The organism is Mesorhizobium terrae, from assembly GCF_008727715.1.
Lineage (GTDB): Bacteria > Pseudomonadota > Alphaproteobacteria > Rhizobiales > Rhizobiaceae > Mesorhizobium > Mesorhizobium terrae.
Genome location: NZ_CP044218.1, coordinates 1,175,778 through 1,193,200 on the forward strand (window position 1 = coordinate 1,175,778; position 17,423 = coordinate 1,193,200).

General features: G+C 62.5%; 21 protein-coding genes. 18 read left to right on the forward strand and 3 right to left on the reverse strand.

Features of this window, described 5'->3' with window-relative positions; translation table 11 throughout:
- Positions 1 to 537: 537 nt before the first annotated feature.
- Complete coding sequence (locus tag FZF13_RS06645; protein ID WP_024922551.1) at positions 538 to 867, forward strand: DUF736 domain-containing protein; 330 nt, start codon at positions 538 to 540, stop codon at positions 865 to 867.
- A 222-nt stretch (positions 868 to 1,089) separates the two neighbouring features.
- Here the strand turns inward: FZF13_RS06645 and FZF13_RS06650 are convergent, their stop codons facing one another.
- Together FZF13_RS06650 and FZF13_RS06655 are read right to left on the reverse strand one after the other, a co-directional pair.
- A complete protein-coding gene (locus FZF13_RS06650) occupies positions 1,090 to 1,503 on the reverse strand; it encodes a MerR family transcriptional regulator (RefSeq protein WP_024338473.1) in 414 nt (137 codons plus the stop codon).
- Between the two features lie 114 nt (positions 1,504 to 1,617).
- Positions 1,618 to 3,663: an NAD(+) synthase gene (locus FZF13_RS06655; protein ID WP_024922550.1), complete on the reverse strand. Its 2,046-nt coding sequence runs from the start codon at positions 3,661 to 3,663 to the stop codon at positions 1,618 to 1,620.
- Between the two features lie 236 nt (positions 3,664 to 3,899).
- Here FZF13_RS06655 and FZF13_RS06660 point away from each other — a divergent pair, with 236 nt between their 5' ends.
- The 7 genes from FZF13_RS06660 (at position 3,900) to FZF13_RS06690 (ending at position 11,766) form a co-directional block, all read left to right on the forward strand.
- Positions 3,900 to 4,448 (forward strand): MAPEG family protein, encoded by a 549-nt coding sequence (locus FZF13_RS06660; protein WP_024338471.1) that lies wholly within the window; start codon positions 3,900 to 3,902, stop codon positions 4,446 to 4,448.
- Between the two features lie 129 nt (positions 4,449 to 4,577).
- Positions 4,578 to 7,631 carry a heavy metal translocating P-type ATPase gene (locus FZF13_RS06665; protein WP_097142796.1) on the forward strand — a complete coding sequence of 1,018 codons (3,054 nt, stop codon included), beginning with the start codon at positions 4,578 to 4,580 and terminating at the stop codon, positions 7,629 to 7,631.
- An 81-nt stretch (positions 7,632 to 7,712) separates the two neighbouring features.
- The gene (gene lspA, locus FZF13_RS06670; protein ID WP_044411231.1) at positions 7,713 to 8,237 is read left to right on the forward strand and encodes a signal peptidase II; all 525 of its coding nucleotides are present in this window, start codon (positions 7,713 to 7,715) and stop codon (positions 8,235 to 8,237) included.
- 2 nt (positions 8,238 to 8,239) lie between these two features.
- Entirely contained in the window at positions 8,240 to 8,974 is a 735-nt protein-coding gene (locus FZF13_RS06675; protein WP_024343497.1) for a cytochrome c biogenesis CcdA family protein, read from the forward strand.
- 118 nt (positions 8,975 to 9,092) lie between these two features.
- Positions 9,093 to 9,965, forward strand: a complete 873-nt coding sequence (uppP, locus tag FZF13_RS06680; RefSeq protein ID WP_024343496.1) for an undecaprenyl-diphosphatase UppP — start codon at positions 9,093 to 9,095, stop codon at positions 9,963 to 9,965.
- A 23-nt stretch (positions 9,966 to 9,988) separates the two neighbouring features.
- Positions 9,989 to 10,645 (forward strand): cation efflux transmembrane domain-containing protein, encoded by a 657-nt coding sequence (locus FZF13_RS06685; protein WP_024922548.1) that lies wholly within the window; start codon positions 9,989 to 9,991, stop codon positions 10,643 to 10,645.
- Between the two features lie 74 nt (positions 10,646 to 10,719).
- Positions 10,720 to 11,766 (forward strand): IS110 family RNA-guided transposase, encoded by a 1,047-nt coding sequence (locus FZF13_RS06690; RefSeq protein ID WP_024922547.1) that lies wholly within the window; start codon positions 10,720 to 10,722, stop codon positions 11,764 to 11,766.
- A gap of 199 nt (positions 11,767 to 11,965) precedes the next feature.
- Here FZF13_RS06690 and FZF13_RS06695 read toward each other — a convergent pair whose 3' ends face one another.
- Positions 11,966 to 12,184: a helix-turn-helix domain-containing protein gene (locus FZF13_RS06695; RefSeq protein WP_024343470.1), complete on the reverse strand. Its 219-nt coding sequence runs from the start codon at positions 12,182 to 12,184 to the stop codon at positions 11,966 to 11,968.
- 155 nt (positions 12,185 to 12,339) lie between these two features.
- Between FZF13_RS06695 and FZF13_RS06700 the strand changes: the two genes are divergently transcribed.
- From FZF13_RS06700 to FZF13_RS06745, 10 genes are all read left to right on the forward strand, one after another.
- Positions 12,340 to 12,594: a helix-turn-helix domain-containing protein gene (locus FZF13_RS06700; protein ID WP_024922546.1), complete on the forward strand. Its 255-nt coding sequence runs from the start codon at positions 12,340 to 12,342 to the stop codon at positions 12,592 to 12,594.
- Positions 12,595 to 12,695: 101 nt separating this feature from the next.
- A complete protein-coding gene (locus FZF13_RS06705) occupies positions 12,696 to 12,962 on the forward strand; it encodes a DNA -binding domain-containing protein (protein WP_024922545.1) in 267 nt (88 codons plus the stop codon).
- A gap of 113 nt (positions 12,963 to 13,075) precedes the next feature.
- Entirely contained in the window at positions 13,076 to 13,384 is a 309-nt protein-coding gene (locus FZF13_RS29270; RefSeq protein ID WP_081766815.1) for a transcriptional regulator domain-containing protein, read from the forward strand.
- On the forward strand, positions 13,275 to 13,850 hold the full coding sequence (locus FZF13_RS06715) for a DUF2285 domain-containing protein (protein ID WP_024922544.1): 576 nt from the start codon (positions 13,275 to 13,277) through the stop codon (positions 13,848 to 13,850). The genes FZF13_RS29270 and FZF13_RS06715 overlap by 110 nt, the downstream gene beginning before the upstream one ends.
- A 139-nt stretch (positions 13,851 to 13,989) precedes the next feature.
- On the forward strand, positions 13,990 to 14,271 hold the full coding sequence (locus FZF13_RS06720) for a helix-turn-helix transcriptional regulator (protein ID WP_006022608.1): 282 nt from the start codon (positions 13,990 to 13,992) through the stop codon (positions 14,269 to 14,271).
- A gap of 18 nt (positions 14,272 to 14,289) precedes the next feature.
- Positions 14,290 to 15,447 carry a replication initiator protein A gene (locus FZF13_RS06725; RefSeq protein ID WP_024922543.1) on the forward strand — a complete coding sequence of 386 codons (1,158 nt, stop codon included), beginning with the start codon at positions 14,290 to 14,292 and terminating at the stop codon, positions 15,445 to 15,447.
- Positions 15,444 to 16,082 carry a ParA family partition ATPase gene (gene parA / locus FZF13_RS06730; protein WP_024922542.1) on the forward strand — a complete coding sequence of 213 codons (639 nt, stop codon included), beginning with the start codon at positions 15,444 to 15,446 and terminating at the stop codon, positions 16,080 to 16,082. Before FZF13_RS06725 ends, parA begins: the two co-directional genes overlap by 4 nt.
- Entirely contained in the window at positions 16,079 to 16,333 is a 255-nt protein-coding gene (locus tag FZF13_RS06735; protein ID WP_024922541.1) for a hypothetical protein, read from the forward strand. Before parA ends, FZF13_RS06735 begins: the two co-directional genes overlap by 4 nt.
- Entirely contained in the window at positions 16,330 to 16,851 is a 522-nt protein-coding gene (locus FZF13_RS06740) for a DUF2840 domain-containing protein (protein WP_024922540.1), read from the forward strand. The genes FZF13_RS06735 and FZF13_RS06740 overlap by 4 nt, the downstream gene beginning before the upstream one ends.
- Positions 16,848 to 17,393 (forward strand): S26 family signal peptidase, encoded by a 546-nt coding sequence (locus FZF13_RS06745; RefSeq protein ID WP_024922539.1) that lies wholly within the window; start codon positions 16,848 to 16,850, stop codon positions 17,391 to 17,393. Before FZF13_RS06740 ends, FZF13_RS06745 begins: the two co-directional genes overlap by 4 nt.
- Positions 17,394 to 17,423: the final 30 nt, after the last annotated feature.

Sequence of the window (17,423 nt, forward strand, 5' to 3'; positions counted from 1 at the left end):
TCGGGGGTGTCGGCAAACGTCTTGATGACACTGACCAGCAGTGGAGCCGGACACGCGCAACCGCGTTAGAGAATGCTGTGAAGTCAGGCGGCGCACGAAACTCGGCCAACATCAGGGTGTCGCCGTTCGTGTCTTTGAGCAATGTGGTCGGCAACGGCGTTCGGACTTTCATGAGGCCTGCACGAAGGAAAGATCGCCGTCGGCGACGTCGTTGCCGGGTCCTGGCGGTTATGACGATGTCGCCAGGTTCTCCGTTGATGCATCTCTGTCAGGTCGACCGCTCCAAAACGGCCTCTTCAATGGGCTGATCTGGCCGAAGGTCGGCTGCGCCTCGATCGCCTATGCCGCAACGGCGCGTCTCGACTTTCTTCCCCTGACGGCTGCGCCGTCATTCCTCGCGAGACAAGAAAGTCGTGTCCACGCCGTCCTCCGCGTTGCTCCGGTCGCAAGCGATGCCGCGTCGATCGCCTCCGGCCCACCGATCGCCATCGAGGCCGCAATGGTGCGGGCTCGGAACAGAGTTCAAGGAGAACTATCATGGCGACCATCGGCACCTTCAAGAAAACCGGCAACAACGAGTTCACCGGCGAAATCGTCACCCTCTCGCTCCAGACCAAGAACGTCCGCGTCGTGCCCGAGGCCAACCGCTCCGGCGACAACGCCCCCAGCCACCGCGTCTTCGTCGGCCGGGTCGAGATCGGCGCCGCCTGGGCCAAGCGCTCCAACGAGGGTCGCGATTATCTCGGCCTGAAGCTGGACGATCCGAGCTTCACCGCTCCGATCTATGCCAACCTCTTCGACGACGAGGAAGGCGAAGGCTACAGCCTCATCTGGTCCCGCCCCAACGGCCGCCGCAGCGGGGAGTGATCCCCGGGCCAAGGCCCCGCCCGGTCGAACCGGGTGGGGCCTTCCCGCGTCGCTGGCGGCGCGCCAGCGGGCGACCGAATCAGTCGCCCGTGAGGCGCGGTGCGAATCGACGCTCAGCCTCGATTTTCCTCGCGCACGTTGCCAAGAACGACTATTATAGATGGGGTATTCGGGCACTCCCTAGCCAACAAAGTCGTGGATGTTCCTGAATTCCTCAGCGATTCAGGGGGCATCATGCGAGTTGGGTGAGTCAGCTAAAACTTCTATGATCCGGCACGATGCGACTTTCCCATTGTCGCACGATTTGATCATCCGAGTGAGCTCGCTCTTAAGTCCGAGAAGGCGTCGGATCCGCACCTCGACGGCTTCGAGCTGATCGGTGGCAATTCGGCTCACCTGCTCACAAGAGGACTCTGGCCTTTCCTGCAGAGCGAGCATCGTCTTAATAGCCGGGATGTCGAAGCCGAGATCCCTGGAATGGCGTATGAACGTCAGTCGCCGAACATCCTCTGCTTCATAGAGGCGCCGCCTGCTCTCTGTGCGGGGCGGCGGCGGGATGAGATTGATCCGCTCGTAGTAGCGGATTGTCTCGATATTGACGCCTGTCCGTTGTGACAAGGCTCCGATGGTGATCATGGCGAATTCATTCCGTAACGGTGGTTCGAGTAGGGATAACAACTGGGCGGAAGCGTCATCGGCATCCGTGCGCCGATTGCCGTTGGCCGCTGAGCGCCAACCCTCAGGGCACGTTCATTCCGACGGCGTGTGAGCGCGCAACTCCTCCAACCAGAGGCGGGCGTTGCCATCCGACGGAGCGCGCCAATCGCCGCGCGGCGACAGCGAGCCGCCAGCAGTGACTTTGGGGCCGTTCGGCGACGCCGAGCGCTTGAACTGGCTGATCGTGAAGAAGCGATAGAGGAACACCTCCATCCACGATCTGATTGTGGGCAGATCATATGCGCGACGGCGCTCTTCCGGATACTGTGGAGGCCAAGCTCCGGCGGTGGCGTCACGCCAGGCATGGAAGGCCAGGAAAGCGATCTTCGATGGCTTCAGGCCATAGCGCGTCAAATAAAACAGGGTAAAATCCTGCAGTTCATAAGGCCCAATCTTCTCCTCCGTACTTTGTAAGGCGCCGCCTTCGCCGGCCGGCACGAGTTCTGGCGAAATCACAGTGTCAAGAATGGAGAGCAACGTGCCGTTCGTTGCCTCATCGAAGGCGGCTGACTGTGCCACCCAGCGGATCAAATGCTGGATGAGTGTTTTCGGCACCGACGCGTTGACGTTGTAGTGGCTCATATGGTCGCCGACACCGTAGGTCGACCAGCCGAGCGCGATTTCGGACAGATCGCCAGTGCCAAGCACCATGGCGCCTCGCTGGTTGGCTGCACGGAACAAGATGTCCGTGCGCAGGCCCGCCTGCACGTTCTCGAACGTCACGTCGTAAACCGGCTCGCCTTGCGCGAACGGATGCTGAAGTGACGCCAGCATCTGCTGCGCCAACGGCTTGATGTCGATCTCCTCGGCGGTGACGCCGAGACTACGCATCAGCGTCCAGGCATTTGCCTTGGTGGCCTCCCCCGTCGCGAAGCCCGGCATCGTGAAGCCGAGAATGTCGGACCGGGGCCAGCCTAGCCGGTCGAACGCTTTCGCCGCCACGATCAGCGCGTGAGTGGAGTCCAGACCACCGGAGACCCCGATGCAGACGCGGCGGATGCCCGTCGCCTGAAGGCGCTTCATCAACCCCTGGACCTGGATGCTGTAGGCCTCATAACAGTCCTGGTCGAGGCGTGCCGGATCGGCTGGAGCATAGGGGAAGCGCGCGACGGCCCTGCGCAGCCCGAGGTCCGTCATCGACGGCTCGAACCGGAAGCCGATACGCCGGAACCTGTCTTCAGGCATAGCTTGTGCGATGGCCGCCTCGTTGAAGGTGCCGGTGCGCAGGCGCTCCAGTCTGAGCCTATCAACGTCGACATCGGCGATGGCCATTTGCGAGTCCTGCGGGAACCGTTCGGTCTCTGCCAGCAGCTGCCCGAGTTCATAAATGCAGGCTTGACCGTCCCAAGCGAGGTCCGTCGTCGACTCGCCCGGACCGGCCGCGGAATAGATGTATGCAGCCCAGCACCGCGCCGATTGGGTTGCGCAGAGCAGCCGGCGGGTTTCGGCCTTGCCGACAGTGATGTTGCTGGCCGAGAGGTTGGTAAGGATGAGAGCGCCAGCGAGCGCGGCAAAGTCGCTGGGCGGAGCCGGTCCCCATACGTCCTCGCACAGCTCGACGTGGAAGACGAAGCCTGGCAAATCCTCGGCCGCGAAAATCATATCCATTCCGAAGGGGACGGACTGACCAGCGATCTCGATGGTAGCGCCTTTCAAGTTTCGGCCCGAAGCGAACCAACGCTTTTCGTAGAATTCCCGATAATTCGGCAGATGTCCTTTGGGAACAACACCCAAAATGCGCCCACGATGGACGGCGACAGCGCAATTGTAGAGTCGTCCTTCCCGCACCAGCGGCGCGCCGATGAGCAGAACCGGCGAAAGCTCGCGGCTCGCGGCCGCGACTTCCTCGATCGCTTGTTCCACCCGCTGCAGCAACGCGGCTTGGCCGAGAAGATCGTCAATCGCGTAACCGCAGAGGCCCAATTCCGGGAACACCATCAGCGCAACACCCTGGCGCGCACCGTCGCGGGCGAGCGCGAGCGTCTCAGCGACATTGTAGCTGGGATCGGCGACTTCGCATTTCGGTGTACAGGCAGCCACGCGAACGAAACCCTGCTGATAAATCGAATAGAAGCTCATCCGCCGGTCTCATCTCGTGTTCTTGCGGTGCCCGATCTCGGCACCAAGTGGCCGTGACCGCTGTTACGGCGACCGGGTTCAGTCACGGCCTCGACCCCTCGCAAGGGTTGATTCTGTAGTTACTACAGGATTTATATACCTATGATCGGGGCGTGTGAACCCACGCGCGATGAGTGGTCGCCCCCGGTCTTTCATCACCACAGGCAGGCGGCGGAGGACGACAAGGAGCAAGGACAGTGTTCAAGAGGCTCAGTTCTGACCAGGTGGGCATTGTCCGAGCCTCAGCCGTCGCGCTCGCCTTCGCGGCGGTCGTCCTTGTGGTTGGCTATGCCTGGCTGCCTCCTGAATTGTTCGGCCTCAGCCCAGAGATGGACTTCGGTGAGCGGATCGCGTTCACGTTGAAGGCGAGTATTCTCATGTTTCTCTGGCTGGCCGGCTGCGTCGGCGCGGTGAGCAGAGGCAGGTTCTATTCGCCGGCGGATATACGGGGCTCGGCGTTCGGCAAACCCAGCCCGGCAATCGCCGTGCGTGCCGCGGTGCTGCAGAATTCATTGGAGCAGACAGTACTGGCTTTTGGCGCACATCTGACCCTAGCAGCGCTTCTGCGAGAAACCGAACTGGTGCTCATACCGCTGCTGGTTGCTCTGTTTCTGGTTGGCCGCATCACCTTTGCATTCGGCTACGCCAAACGAGTCTCAGGCCGGGCTTTTGGCATGGCGCTCACCGGCGCCTCAATAATCGCGAGCTATGGAATTGTGGTCGGGCTGATAGCCGCCGGACGCTGACGTCTGTCGCTCGCTTGGACGGCAAAAAACGATTGAAAGGCCTCTTGCTCCTGTAGCCACTACAGAATGTATGGTGCGTGAAAGGATTCGAGCCGGGCTCGAGAGAATAAGCAAATTTAGGAGACCGCAATGACTATTGAAGCCGAGGCTAGAAGCACCTTAGGCACGTTACGCTTCAAGGTTGAGGGCTTGGATTGTCAGAACGAAGTTCGGATGCTTCGTGCCGCGGTCGGTCCCGTCGTCGGTGGCGAGGACAAGTTGTCGTTCGACACCAAGGGCGGTGTCATGGAGGTCGCGGGCCTGACCGCTCCGGCACTCGATACCATTGAGCAGGCGGTCGCTACCACTGGAATGAGGGCACAATTGCTGGCTGAGCTGGATAAGTCCTCCGCGTCGGCGTGGCTGTTCAAGGTCGAGGGCCTCGATTGCAAAAACGAGGTCGCGATGCTCAAGCGCGAAATCGGCCCTCTGGTTGGCGGTGAGGACTGGCTCGCCTTCGACACAGCAAAGGGGTTGATGACGGTCGCGCCTCAGCACCGTGCCTCGATCGACGAACTCGTGAGCGGCATCTCAAGAACCGGGATGTCAGGCTCTCTCATCCAGGATGGTTCGGCCGAAACCATGCTCCTGCGTGTGCGCGGCCTCGACTGCAAGAATGAGGTGGCTGCTCTGACCAGGGAACTGGGACCGCTCGTTGGCGAGGATAAGCTCGCCTTCGACACTTCGCAGGGTGCGATGACCATTGCACCTCAGAGCGGGACAACCCTCCAAGAGATCGAACAGGCGGTCGCGCGAACCGGGATGCGGGCTGAGCTGTGGACAGCGCCGGCCGTTGCTGAGCAGGCAACCTGCGATGCCGCAGGATCCGCGTGCGGTTGCGCGACCAACGTGAAGGAAGCCCTCAGCCCGCCGCCGATCAATCTGCCTGGCGGCGTTGTCTATCGAATCCATGGCATGGATTGTGCCGACGAGATCGCCGCCCTGAAGCGCGAAGTCGGCCCGCTCGTTGGTGAGGACAAGCTCGCTTTCGACCTTCTTAACGGCCGCATGTCGATCGACATGGCGCCTGACGCCGCCTTGGAGGCCAAGATCGAGAAGGCCGTTGTACGCGCCGGCCTGCAGGCGGAGCCCTGGACCGAGGGCGCCACCAGCGAAGGGGCACGGGCAGAAGAGCGGCGCAGACGCATTCAATCATGGCTGACTGCTGCGAGCGGCCTGTTCGTCGCGATCGGATTTGCGGTTCACGCCTGGGTCGGAGGTGGAATCATCGCGGCCTTCGAGGCAGGCGAACATGGTGCAGGTGCAACGCCGCTGCTAAGCGTCATTCTCTATACGCTCGCCGCGCTTTGTGCTGTGCGTTACGTGGCCCCGAAGGCTTGGCTCGCGGCCAGGCGCCTGCGTCCCGACATGAACCTCCTGATGGTGATCGCCGTCGTGGGTGCGATCGGAATTGGCGCTTGGTTCGAAGCCGCAACGGTTTCGTTCTTCTTCGCGCTCGCCCTTGCTCTCGAGGCCTGGAGCCTCGGCCGAGCGCGGCGGGCCGTGGCGGCCCTGATGGAGCTCGCGCCGCCGACCGCGCGCATCATGCTTGAAGACGGCACGGAGAGAGACGTGCCGGCAGCCGAAGTCCGTGTCGGTTCGCACATCATTATTCGACCTGGCGATAAAGTACCGCTCGACGGCCGTGTGGCCGCCGGAGAGAGTGAGGTCAACCAGGCACCGATCACCGGCGAAAGCGTCCCGGTCTTCAAATCGGAAGGAGACGACGTTTTTGCAGGCACCATCAACGGCGAAGGCGCGCTGGACGTCGTGACCACCAAGGCGTCAAGCGATACCACGCTCGCGCAGATCATCCGCATGGTCGGCTCCGCGCAGGGCCGGCGGGCTCCCAGCGAGCAGTGGGTCGAGAAATTTGCACGCGTCTATACGCCCGTCGTTATGGCGCTCGCGATAGCCGTTTTTTTGGTGCCGCCGCTGTTGCTCGGTGGTGGCTGGGAGGTTTGGTTCTATCGCGCCCTCGTATTGCTCGTGATCGCCTGCCCCTGCGCCCTTGTCATCTCGACGCCCGTGACCATTGTGGCTGCCCTTGCGGGAGCTGCGAAGCAGGGCGTGTTGGTGAAAGGCGGCGTCCATCTCGAGACGCCGGCGCGCTTGAAAGCAATCGCCATGGACAAGACGGGGACGCTCACCGAAGGACGTCCTCAGGTCGTGGAGATCTTGGCGCTCGGCAGCCGAAACGAGGATGACCTTCTTCGGTTAGCAGCAGCCCTCGAGGCGCGCAGCGAGCACCCCATCGCCCGCGCTATTTTGGCGAGGGCAACAGAAAACGGCATTGCCGCACAACCGGCCGAGGCCGTCCAGGCCATCACGGGTCGCGGCATGACCGGCCGCGTCTCCGGTCGCGAAGTCTGGCTTGGGTCACGCCGCTACCTCGATGAACGCGCGGTCGGCTCACCGGCCATCCTGGAACGCGCCGACACACTTTCCGGCGCTGGCCGGACCATTGTCGCCGTTGGCGACGGCCAGGAAGTCTGGGGACTGATCGCTGTTGCCGATGCTGTGAGGGCTGAAGCCAAGGATATCGTCACCGCGCTGCATCGGGCGGGCGTGGAAAAAGTGGTGATGCTGACAGGCGACAATCGGGCCACCGCCGAGGCGATTGCCAAGCAGACCGGCATTGATGAAGTTCGCGCGGAACTTCTGCCCGGCGACAAGGTCACGGCCGTCGAGGACCTGGTTCGGCGCTATGGCGTCGTCGCCATGGTGGGTGACGGGGTCAATGACGCCCCTGCCATGGGCCGCGCCAATCTCGGCATTGCCATGGGCGCAATGGGGAGCGACGCAGCCATCGAAACGGCAGACGTCGCCCTGATGTCGGACGACCTCTCCAGACTTCCCTGGCTCGTGCGCCATTCACGAGCCACGCTCGCCGTCATTCGGCAGAATATCGCCTTCTCGATCGCCGTGAAGCTGTTGTTCACAGTGCTGACGGTGATCGGTCTCGCATCCCTTTGGGGCGCGATCGCCGCCGATGTTGGGGCCTCCCTGCTGGTCGTTCTCAACGGTTTGCGGCTCCTCAATCGGGAACAGCGCCAGAGAGATGGTGGCCCAGTCGGCGGCGCAAAGGTTCGAGCACAGGAGCGCCAGCATTCCACTGTGGCTCGCCCTGCAACTGCGCATTGAGCCAATAGCGGCCGCCCTGTATTGGGGCGGCCGCTGACGACAGAAATGCCGATCAGAACCCGAAGAACACAAGGAATCATCGTGGCCGAACGTCCCGCTAGAAATATCGCGATATGGGTTGGCGGCGCATTTGTGGCCGCGCTTCTTTTCGACGTTGCTACGAAGTGGTTGATCATAAATGCCGTCATGGTCCCGCCACGCGTGATCGAGGTTGTGCCCTTTTTCAACCTGACGCTCGGCTTCAACACCGGAGTCAGCTTCGGGATGTTCCAAGATGTCTTCCTCGAGCATCCGTTGGTGTTGGCCGGGATCAAAGTGGCGATCACGGTCGGTCTTCTCGTTTGGGCAATGCGGACCCGCAGGACCATTGAAGCAACGGCTCTCGGTTTGATCGCCGGCGGCGCCGCCGGCAACATCGTTGACCGCGTGCATCAAGGCGCGGTGACAGACTTTCTCGATTTTCACATAGGCAACTGGCATTGGCCGACCTTCAACATGGCGGATGTTGCAATCAGCATTGGCGTCGCGCTGCTCCTGGCTGGATCGCTTTTTTCGACCCAACCGGTGCTTCGCACGCAGGAGCCGCTTAGCAACGGGAAGCGCTGAGCATGGCGGCGCTGGAAATATCGTTGCTCGGGCTGGCGACAGCGGCCGCTGCCGGCGCTATCTCCTTCCTTTCACCCTGCGTCCTGCCGCTCGTGCCGGGCTACCTGTCCTATGTCGCTGGTGGCGCCGGCACGACCGGCAGCAGTGATGCGGTATCCCGGCTTCACATCTTCCGCCCTGCGCTGCTGTTCGTGCTCGGGTTCACGACCATATTCGTGCTGCTTGGAGTCAGCGCGATGGCCCTCGGCGGCCTTCTCCAACGCTTCCAGATGGAAACCAACCTGATCGGCGGAGCTCTGGTCATTGTCTTCGGTTTGGCGATGACGGGGCTCCTTCGCCTCCCGATACTCATGACCGACCGCCGATGGAACGGACCGCGCCAGGTCAATGGACCGGTCGGCGCCTTCCTGCTGGGTGTCGCCTTTGCCTTCGGCTGGACGCCCTGCATTGGCCCGGTATTGGGCTCCATCCTCACGGTAACCGCGACGTCATCAGGCAACGGCGCGATTCTTCTCGGAACTTACGGCCTCGGCCTCGGTGTGCCGTTTCTACTCACGGCCCTCTTCATGGGAAACGCGGCAGCCGCATTGAAGCGCATGCGCCGCGTCGGTGCCGCGCTGAACATCGGCGGTGGTGCGGTCATGATCGGCGTCGGCGTTTTGATGATGACCGGGAGGTTGCAGGAGATCGCCATTTGGATGCTGATGACGTTTCCGATGCTGGGAGCGATCGGTTGAGGGACTCGCTGGCTGCCGCGAATTGCTGCGACTCGTCAGTCGGCTTCAGAACCCCCGCCGAACTTTGGCGCGTGATTCATCGGGGCGCGCCCGCGCCGCGCAACAACCGGGAGCCAGAATGACGGGAGCGTGTACTCAAGGCGTCGACACCGGATTCGTGGCGCTAGGCTATGGCAAGGTCGCCCTGCTCGGACTTGTCCAAGGCATCACCGAGTTGCTACCGATCTCTTCGACCGCCCATATGCGGATCGTGCCTGCGCTGCTCGGTTGGCAGGATCCTGGCTCAGCCTTTTCAGCCGCCATGCAGCTTGCAGCGCTTACTGCAGTCGTCAGTTATTTCTGGAGCGACGTGAGCCAACTAGCCACCAATTCGCTGCGTGCCGTCGCAAATCGGGATTTCCGAGATCGACACTTCCGCTTCTCGGTCGGAATTCTCCTTGCCACGATCCCGATCGGTATTGCCGGCCTTTCCTTGTCTGGAGCGTTGAACGCGTGCGGCTCGCCGCTTCGTACTCTCGAAGTCATCGGCTGGGCGTGCATCGTCATGGCTGTCCTCCTGGCGCTCGCGGAGATTTTTGCCCGGCACCGACGAACGCTTGAGAACACATCGGCCATCGATGCAATGATCGTGGGAATTGCTCAAATCGGAGCGCTGATTCCTGGCGTTTCGCGTTCAGGCTCGACTTTGACTGCGGCGCTCGCCCTCGGCCTGAAGCGAGATGAGGCGGCGCGGTTCTCATTCCTTCTTGGCCTGCCGGCAATCGCCCTGGCTGGCTTCAAGGAGCTCTGGGAACTCCACAAAGTGCAGCTTTCCGCCGACGGCTGGTCACTACTTCTTGTCGGGCTCGTCGTGGCTTCTATTTCCGCGTTCTGTGCGATTTGGGGGCTGATGCGCGTTCTCGAGCGTTTTTCCGCCTGGCCGTTTGTTATTTACCGAGGTGTTCTCGGTATCGTACTCATCTGGGCGGTTGCTTTGGGCTATTTCACTTGAGATGCAAAATATCGGAAACGTGTATGAGTGAAAAACAACAAGAAGAAGGTGAAATCGAGCTTGACGCGAGCAATGCCGCCGAACGCAGGACTCTTATCTGGGTTCTTGCCATAAACTTCTTGCAGGTGATCGTGGCCGGTGTCGTCGGCGTTATCGCAGACTCGACAGGTCTCTTGGGTGCCGCCCTGGATAATTTGGGAGATGCCGGCGTTTATGCCGTCAGCCTTTATGCCGTCGGCCGGACGATCGTGGCAAAGGTGCGAGTGGCGCGTCTTTCGGGTTTGCTTCTGATCGCCTTTGGACTTGCATTGTTCGTGGAGGTGCTTCGCCGTTTCTTCGTGGGTGCCGAGCCAATCGGCCTCGCCATGATCGTCACGGCTCTCGCCAATGCCGCGCTGAATGTAGTTTGCTTAAAACTGCTGCGGTCGCATCGGGATCGAGGTGTGCATCTCAAAGCGTCCTGGATCTTTACGACGAACGATATGCTGGCGAACGCCGGCATTGTCGCGTCGGGTGCCGCGGTCATGTTCTTCGCGTCCCCGGTGCCTGACCTAATCATCGGGTTGCTGGTTGGCGGCATCGTGCTCAAGGGTGGCTGGAATATCCTGAAGGAGGCGCACGATGCAATAGGTGATGGCTCGTCGCGGCCCAAGGGCCAGTCTAGTCCCGAGAACGACTGAAATAGTCGTAGTTTACAAAATGGTCTGTAGATTGGTTATGAGACGTGTCGACTCTTGATTCGGAGGAGTTCGGCATGTCTCAAAGCTATTATATTGGGCTGGATGTTTCCGCCCGAACAATCAATCTCTGCGTTGTCAACGCCGATGGGCAGGTAGCGCATGAACGAAAGCTTTCATCCAATCCGGAAGAGATTGCGCAGCATATCCTGTCGCTCCCGCTTCCAGTCGTCCGCGTCGGTCTCGAAGCAGGGATGCTGTCTCAGCACATTTATGGGCATTTAGCCGAAGCCGGCATTCCCATCGTGTGTGTAGAGACCCGGCACATGAAGGCGGCTCTCTCCGCGCAACTCAACAAGACCGACCGGCATGATGCGCGCGGAATCGCGCAGATGATGCGCGTCGGCCTCTTCAAACCCGTCCACGTCAAGACGCCGACAAGCCAGCGCCTTCGGACCGTCCTGACGGCCCGCCAACTCCTGCGAAACAAGCTCCAGGATGTTGAAAATGAAATCCGTGGTCTCATCCGAAACTTCGGATATCACCTCGGCAAAGTCACGGCGCGCGATTTCGAGCCGCGAGTACGGGAACTGATCGCAGGAAGCGACCTACACATAGTCGCTGATACGGTCCTGTTGGCGCGGCGATCGCTGCGGGAGCAGTTCGGTCGGTTGGACGATTTGCTTGTCCGTCTCGCGCGGGACGACACTGTTTCGCGCCGGTTTATGACGGTGCCGGGGGTCGGCCCGCTCGTAGCGCTCATCTTCCGGGCAACGGTCGATGTCCCATCTCGCTTCACTCGGTCGCGAACCGTTGGTGCCCATTTTGGTCTGACGCCGCGCAAGCACCAATCCGGCGAAGTGGATCGCACCGGCCGCATTTCGAGATGGGGTGACGCCATGACGCGCAGCGCGCTCTACGAGGCAGCACAGGTGCTACTGACTCGCGTAAAACGCTGGTCCACCCTAAAGGCTTGGGCTGCTCAGGTCTCGCGACGTCGAGGCCACAAGAAGGCGATCGTCGCCCTCGCTCGCCGCATCGGTGTCATACTGCATCGCATGTGGGTGGATGGAACTGAGTTCGACTGGGGTAAGCGGCCAGAGGCCGCCGCTCCTCTGACATAGGTTCGGTCAGGCGCAAGTCTGACTGAGGCGTCTCCCTGCGAGGGGACGAGGGACGGTGAGTTCGCAAATACGACTTGGCAGCGTCGGCATGTCCAACGCGAAGCCGCATTATAGATTGCTCCGCCGGCTCTTCTGATCCCATCCTGTGGCGGCCTCGTGCCGACCACGAAGAGAAGCATGATCCTCGCGGGAATACGGCTCAAAGCTGATCGTCGGGCCGGACCAATTCCATGTGGCTGACGCCGAGGGCCTGAGCCAATTCATAAAGCGTGATCACGGTCGGGTTCCTCCGGCCGCGTTCAAGGCTGCTGAGATACTGTTGACTGAAACCGGAGCGCGCTTCGACCTCTTCCTGGGTCAGGCCTTTCTCCCGACGCAGGCGGGCGAAGTTCCGGCCGACCAATTTGCGCATATCCATGCGCAGGAGGATCGTGATTTACATACTTTGAGTTTATCAACTATAGTATGTAAATGAGCCAGCGGAGCGCGCGGGAAGCCTCGCTATCCGATTGGCCCGAATAGAGAAGTCGTAGTTCTGGCAGGTGCGTTCGCGTCGGTGGGAGGTGATCATGCATGATCACCGCCCGACAATCACGGGCCGCGCGCGCGTTGCTGGGGTGGACACAGGAGACGCTCGCTGACAAGGCCCGGACATCGCTGACCGCGCTCAAGCGCCTCGAATCCGAGAATGGATTGGAGGTGTATGAGACGACGCGCGATCAGGTTCGCAGGGCATTCGAGGCAGCCGGCATCGTCCTGCTCTCCACCGACAAGGGTGAAGGGGTGCTGTTGCTCCATGAGCGGGATGATCGACCAGCAAAGCGCTAGCGATCCTCCTGTCACGTCGCGGGCATCGTCCGTCGCCCTTTGTCACAAGATAACCAGGCGCATGTGTTAACGAATGCTTTCCACGCGAATATAGTCGCTCCATGGGACAAACGATGCCGCCGTTTCTTGACGCGCCACCGATCAGCCAAACGCTCACGACCTACGATCGCGAGCATATGGCTCTCTATCTGCGCCTGCTCGACTCGGCGCGCGATGGCGCCGACTGGCGGGAGGCCGTCCAGATCCTCTTTGGTCTCGACCCAGCCCGCGAACCGCAGCGCTGCCGCCAAATCCACGACACGCATCTGGAACGTGCGCGCTGGATGACCGAACACGGCTATCGCGAATTGGTCCGCTCGGCGCAGTGATCGCCGCGATGCCGTTTCGGCATCACCCTTTGCCGTCTGCCTGACTTCCGTAGAACAACCCAGCCGGGAATCCTGACTCTCCCACAAGTTCAAAAGACTACGGGAGGATCGCGATGACACCAGATGCATCGGGCTGGCGTTCGCCCAAGGGCTACGATCATGTCGATGACATGACCGCATCCGACCTCGCGTGGGAATGGCTCCGCCGCAACGATTCCTACGACAGGGATTTCCGGGCATTCAACGATCACAAGGTCGATCCACGTCCGCTGACCGAGAAGATCCGGCAACGTTGGGGGTTACGATTTCCCGGTGGACCCACTGCAGGCCCCGCCCGAAGCGCCGGTGTTCTGGCTCCCCCGCGAGGATACAAGCGCCATCGTTCTTGGCGAGCCGCCCGATGTCCTTTCCGCAAGCACTGAACAACAGCCGACGATCGACGCCGCCATTACCGTTACCGCTGACGGCGAGACCAACCTGCTCTACGACCTCGGCAACGGCCAGCATGTCCAGCTCGTTCATGCCAACAACGCGTCGCCGGACAAGCCTCTCGGCGCATTTGTGTCCCTCGGTCTTGATGGGTTTGACCAGATTGAATCCATCGGCCGCCTGCTCGCCGCCCTCCATCGCCGCGCCATTCCACCGGACACACGCCTGACCCTCCAGCAGCGGGCACGATTGCGAAGGATGCTGCAAGCCTTCGATGGCTACCGCGCGGGCACGACCCAGCAAGAGATCGCGCAGGTCATATTTCGGCTCGGCCCTCTCGATCGCGACGACTGGCAGGCATCCTCCGCGCGCCACGCCATCAAATCGTTGCTGCGTGACGCCCGCGCGATGATCGCGGGCGGCTATCGTTCGCTGCTTCGTCATCGCAGGCAGACCTAGCCGATCGGCCCACAATCCATGGTGGGCGAATTTGATACCCCCCGAATTCGCCCTGCATCTCGCCGGTCCTGCTTCGCCAACGTGGCCTTCGTTACCCGCCGCTTCCCGGCGGCCCCAACGAACCCACGGAGGCCCTCTCATGCGACCTGATCTCGCCGTTCTCCCGCCGCGCTACCTGCGCACCAAGGAAGCCGCCGAATTCCTCAGCCTATCGGCCCGTACCCTCGAAAAGCATCGGACCTACGGCACCGGCCCGGCTTACCGCAAGCTCGGCGGCCGCGTCGTCTATGCCGTCGACGATCTCGAAGCCTGGGCCGAGCGCGGCGCCGTGACCTCCACCTCCGATCCGCGCGGCAGCGTGCTTCCGGCCAAGCGCCATACGCCTGCGCCGCCGGCACATGCCGGACGATACGCGCGCTGACCGCCCCCGGATTCCCGAATGGCGGCGCGACACCAGTCCCCCTCGGAGCGCGGGCAGCTCGATCTGTTCCGTGCGCTCCCCGGCGAGTTCGCAGCCCGAGACGCGCAGGATCTCATGGCCTATCCGTTTTTCTCACTCTCCAAATCTCACCGCGTCGCGCCGATCGACTTCGCTGCCGGCGATGTGTCGATCCGCGTCGAGGCCGTGCCCGATCACGGCATGGCGACCATCTGGGACGCCGACATCCTCATCTGGGCTGCGAGCCAGATCGTCGAGGCGCGCGATACAGGCTTGCGTACCTCGCGCCTGATGGTCGCCACCCCCTATGAAATCCTGAAGTTCATCGGACGCGGCACGTCCTTGCGTGACTATCAGCGCCTGAAGGCCGCGCTGGACCGCCTCCAATCGACGACGGTCAGCACCTCGATCCGCCAAGCCGCCGAAGGCCGGCGTCACCGCTTCTCGTGGATCAACGAGTGGAAGGAACGCACCAACCGCAACGGCAAGCCGGACGGTATCGAGATGATCGTGCCGGACTGGTTCTATCAGGCCGTTCTCGACGACGCGCTCGTGCTCACGATCGACCGGGCCTATTTCGATCTCACGGGCGGGCTCGATCGCTGGCTCTATCGACTGGTGCGCAAGCACGGCGGGCGCCAGCGCAATGGCTGGCGGTTCGACTTCCGCCACCTCCACCAGAAATCCGGCGCGCTGTCGCCATTCAAACGCTTCGCCTTCGAACTTCGCGACATCATCCGCCGCCAGCCGCTTCCAGGCTACACGCTGTTTCTGGAGATCGAGACTGACGGCCGGACACTGCTCGCTTTCGAACCGACGCCCTGTGGAAAAGCTGTGAAGGGCTTCGTGCTATCGGGAACCCGAAAGCACGTGCCATCAGGAACCGCCCCCTCGTGCCAACGGGAACCCAAACAGGGCCTAACCCACCGCACGGAAAGCGAAATTCGCGCCCTTAACTTAGAATCTAACATAGAATCTAACTTTGAAGAGCGCGCGCGCGAGGTGGAAAACCTCGTTCGGCGCGCTGCAATTGCGCTCAGCGCGACCGGCAAAGGGCGTGCATCCCGACCTACCGTCGCCGGCGCTGACGCGGGTAAACGCGAGACGGCCGCGACGCCGCAACTCCCCCTCGATCGTCGATCGGGAGGACGGCGATGATCGTGGCCTTGCTCAATCAGAAGGGCGGTGTCGGCAAGACGACGCTTGCGCTGCACCTCGCTGGCGAATGGGCCGGCAAGGGAAAGCGGGTCACGCTGGTCGATGCGGACCCGCAGGGCTCGGCCCTCGACTGGTCTCAGCAACGCGCCCGCGAGCAGGCGCCGCGCCTCTTCGGCGTCGTCGGCCTGGCGCGCGATACGCTCCATCGTGAGGCGCCGGAGTTGGCGCGGCCCGTCGATCACGTCGTCATCGACGGGCCGCCGCGCGTCGCCGGACTGATGCGTTCGGCGCTGCTTGCCGCCGACCTTGTACTGATCCCAGTGCAGCCGTCGCCGCTCGACGGTTGGGCATCGGCCGAGATGCTGGCGCTCCTATCGGAAGCGCGCATCTACCGGCCGGAGCTGCGCGCCCGATTCGTTCTCAACCGCTGCGGCGCGCGCACCGTCATCGCCCGCGAAACGGCCGAGACGCTGGCCGACCACGATCCGCCAGTGCTGCGCACGACAGTTGGGCAGCGCGTCATCTACGCCGACGCTGCGCAGTCCGGTCGCCTTGCTTTCGAGATCGACGATGACGGTCCTGCCGCGCGCGAGATCGCGGCGCTCGTCACCGAGATCGAAAGGATCGCGCCATGAACGAGCGATCCGAACGGCGCGGCTTCGCATCGCGCCCGACCAATCCCGACGCCTGGATCAAGGCCGCTGAGACTGAACCGGCTCGCATGGCCGATGCGGCGGGCTTCACCGCCCGCCTAACCATCGACATCACGCCGAAGTTGCGGGGGCGCATCAAGATCATCGCGTTCCAGCGCGGAGTCACTGTCGCCGACATGCTGCGCGAACTGCTCGCGCGCGAATTCCCACCCATCGAAGGAGAACCTTCATGACCGACGCCGCGGCCCCCCGCGTGCGCGGCGGCCCGACGCCGACTGCGCTCCCGCAAAACAATCTTACCCATGTCGAGCTGACCTGGGTCGAGAAGAAAATCGAGAACTGGATTCGCTTCGGTTCGCACGCCCACGAACAGATCCTCGATCGACGCCGGCGTACCCTGTCGTTTCGCTCCGGCGCGGTCTTCGCCTTCGTGCGCTGGGCGTCAAACGACTTCGGCACGATCATCTCGCGCATCGACATCGTGCGCGCCGTCGCGCGTGGCGAAGCCTACCAGACGCTGCCCTTCGTGCGTCCCGGCGGCGACATCCTGCTCAAGGTCGAGAGCTGGCCGAAAGTCGAGCGGGTGCTGCAGGCGATCGACGCCATCGAGCGCGCCGGCAGCGATCCCGAGGCCGTCTCGCCCGATCACTGGCGGCACGTCCACAACCGGCTGACCGCCGGAGATGAGCCGCGCGCCTACACGCTCGAACATCACCGCGCGTTCCTTCTGCGTCGGAGGGCCGAGCCGTGAGCCGCGCCGGACTTCTCCTCGCGACAACGCTCGCGGCGCTTGGCGTCGGCTATCCCGGCCTAACGCCGATGCCGATCAAGCTGATCTGGAACGCATCGGCGAGCGCGCCGATCGGCTTCTACACAATCGACTTCGACGGGCCATTTGAAGTCACCGATCTTGTCGCCGTCGATGCGCCCGAGCCGCTCGCGACCTTTCTCGCGGAACGCGGCTACCTGCCCAAGGGCGTGCCGCTGATGAAGCGCATCCTCGCGGTATCCGGACAGACCGTTTGCCGCTCGAACCTCACCATCACGGTGGATGGGGTCGAGGTCGGCGCGGCGCTCGAGCGCGATCGCGCCGGCCGCGAACTGCCCGTGTGGCAGGGCTGCCGCCGTGTCCATACCGGCGAAGTCTTCCTGATGAATTGGCAGGTCCACGACAGCCTCGACGGCCGCTACTTCGGCCTGATCTCGACCGACCAGATCATCGGCCGAGCGGTCCCGCTGTGGACCGACGAGGACGGAGGTGGCCGCTTCGCATGGCGCGCGCCGACACGCTGACCGCTTGCCCATCGGCGGGAGCGGTGCTCG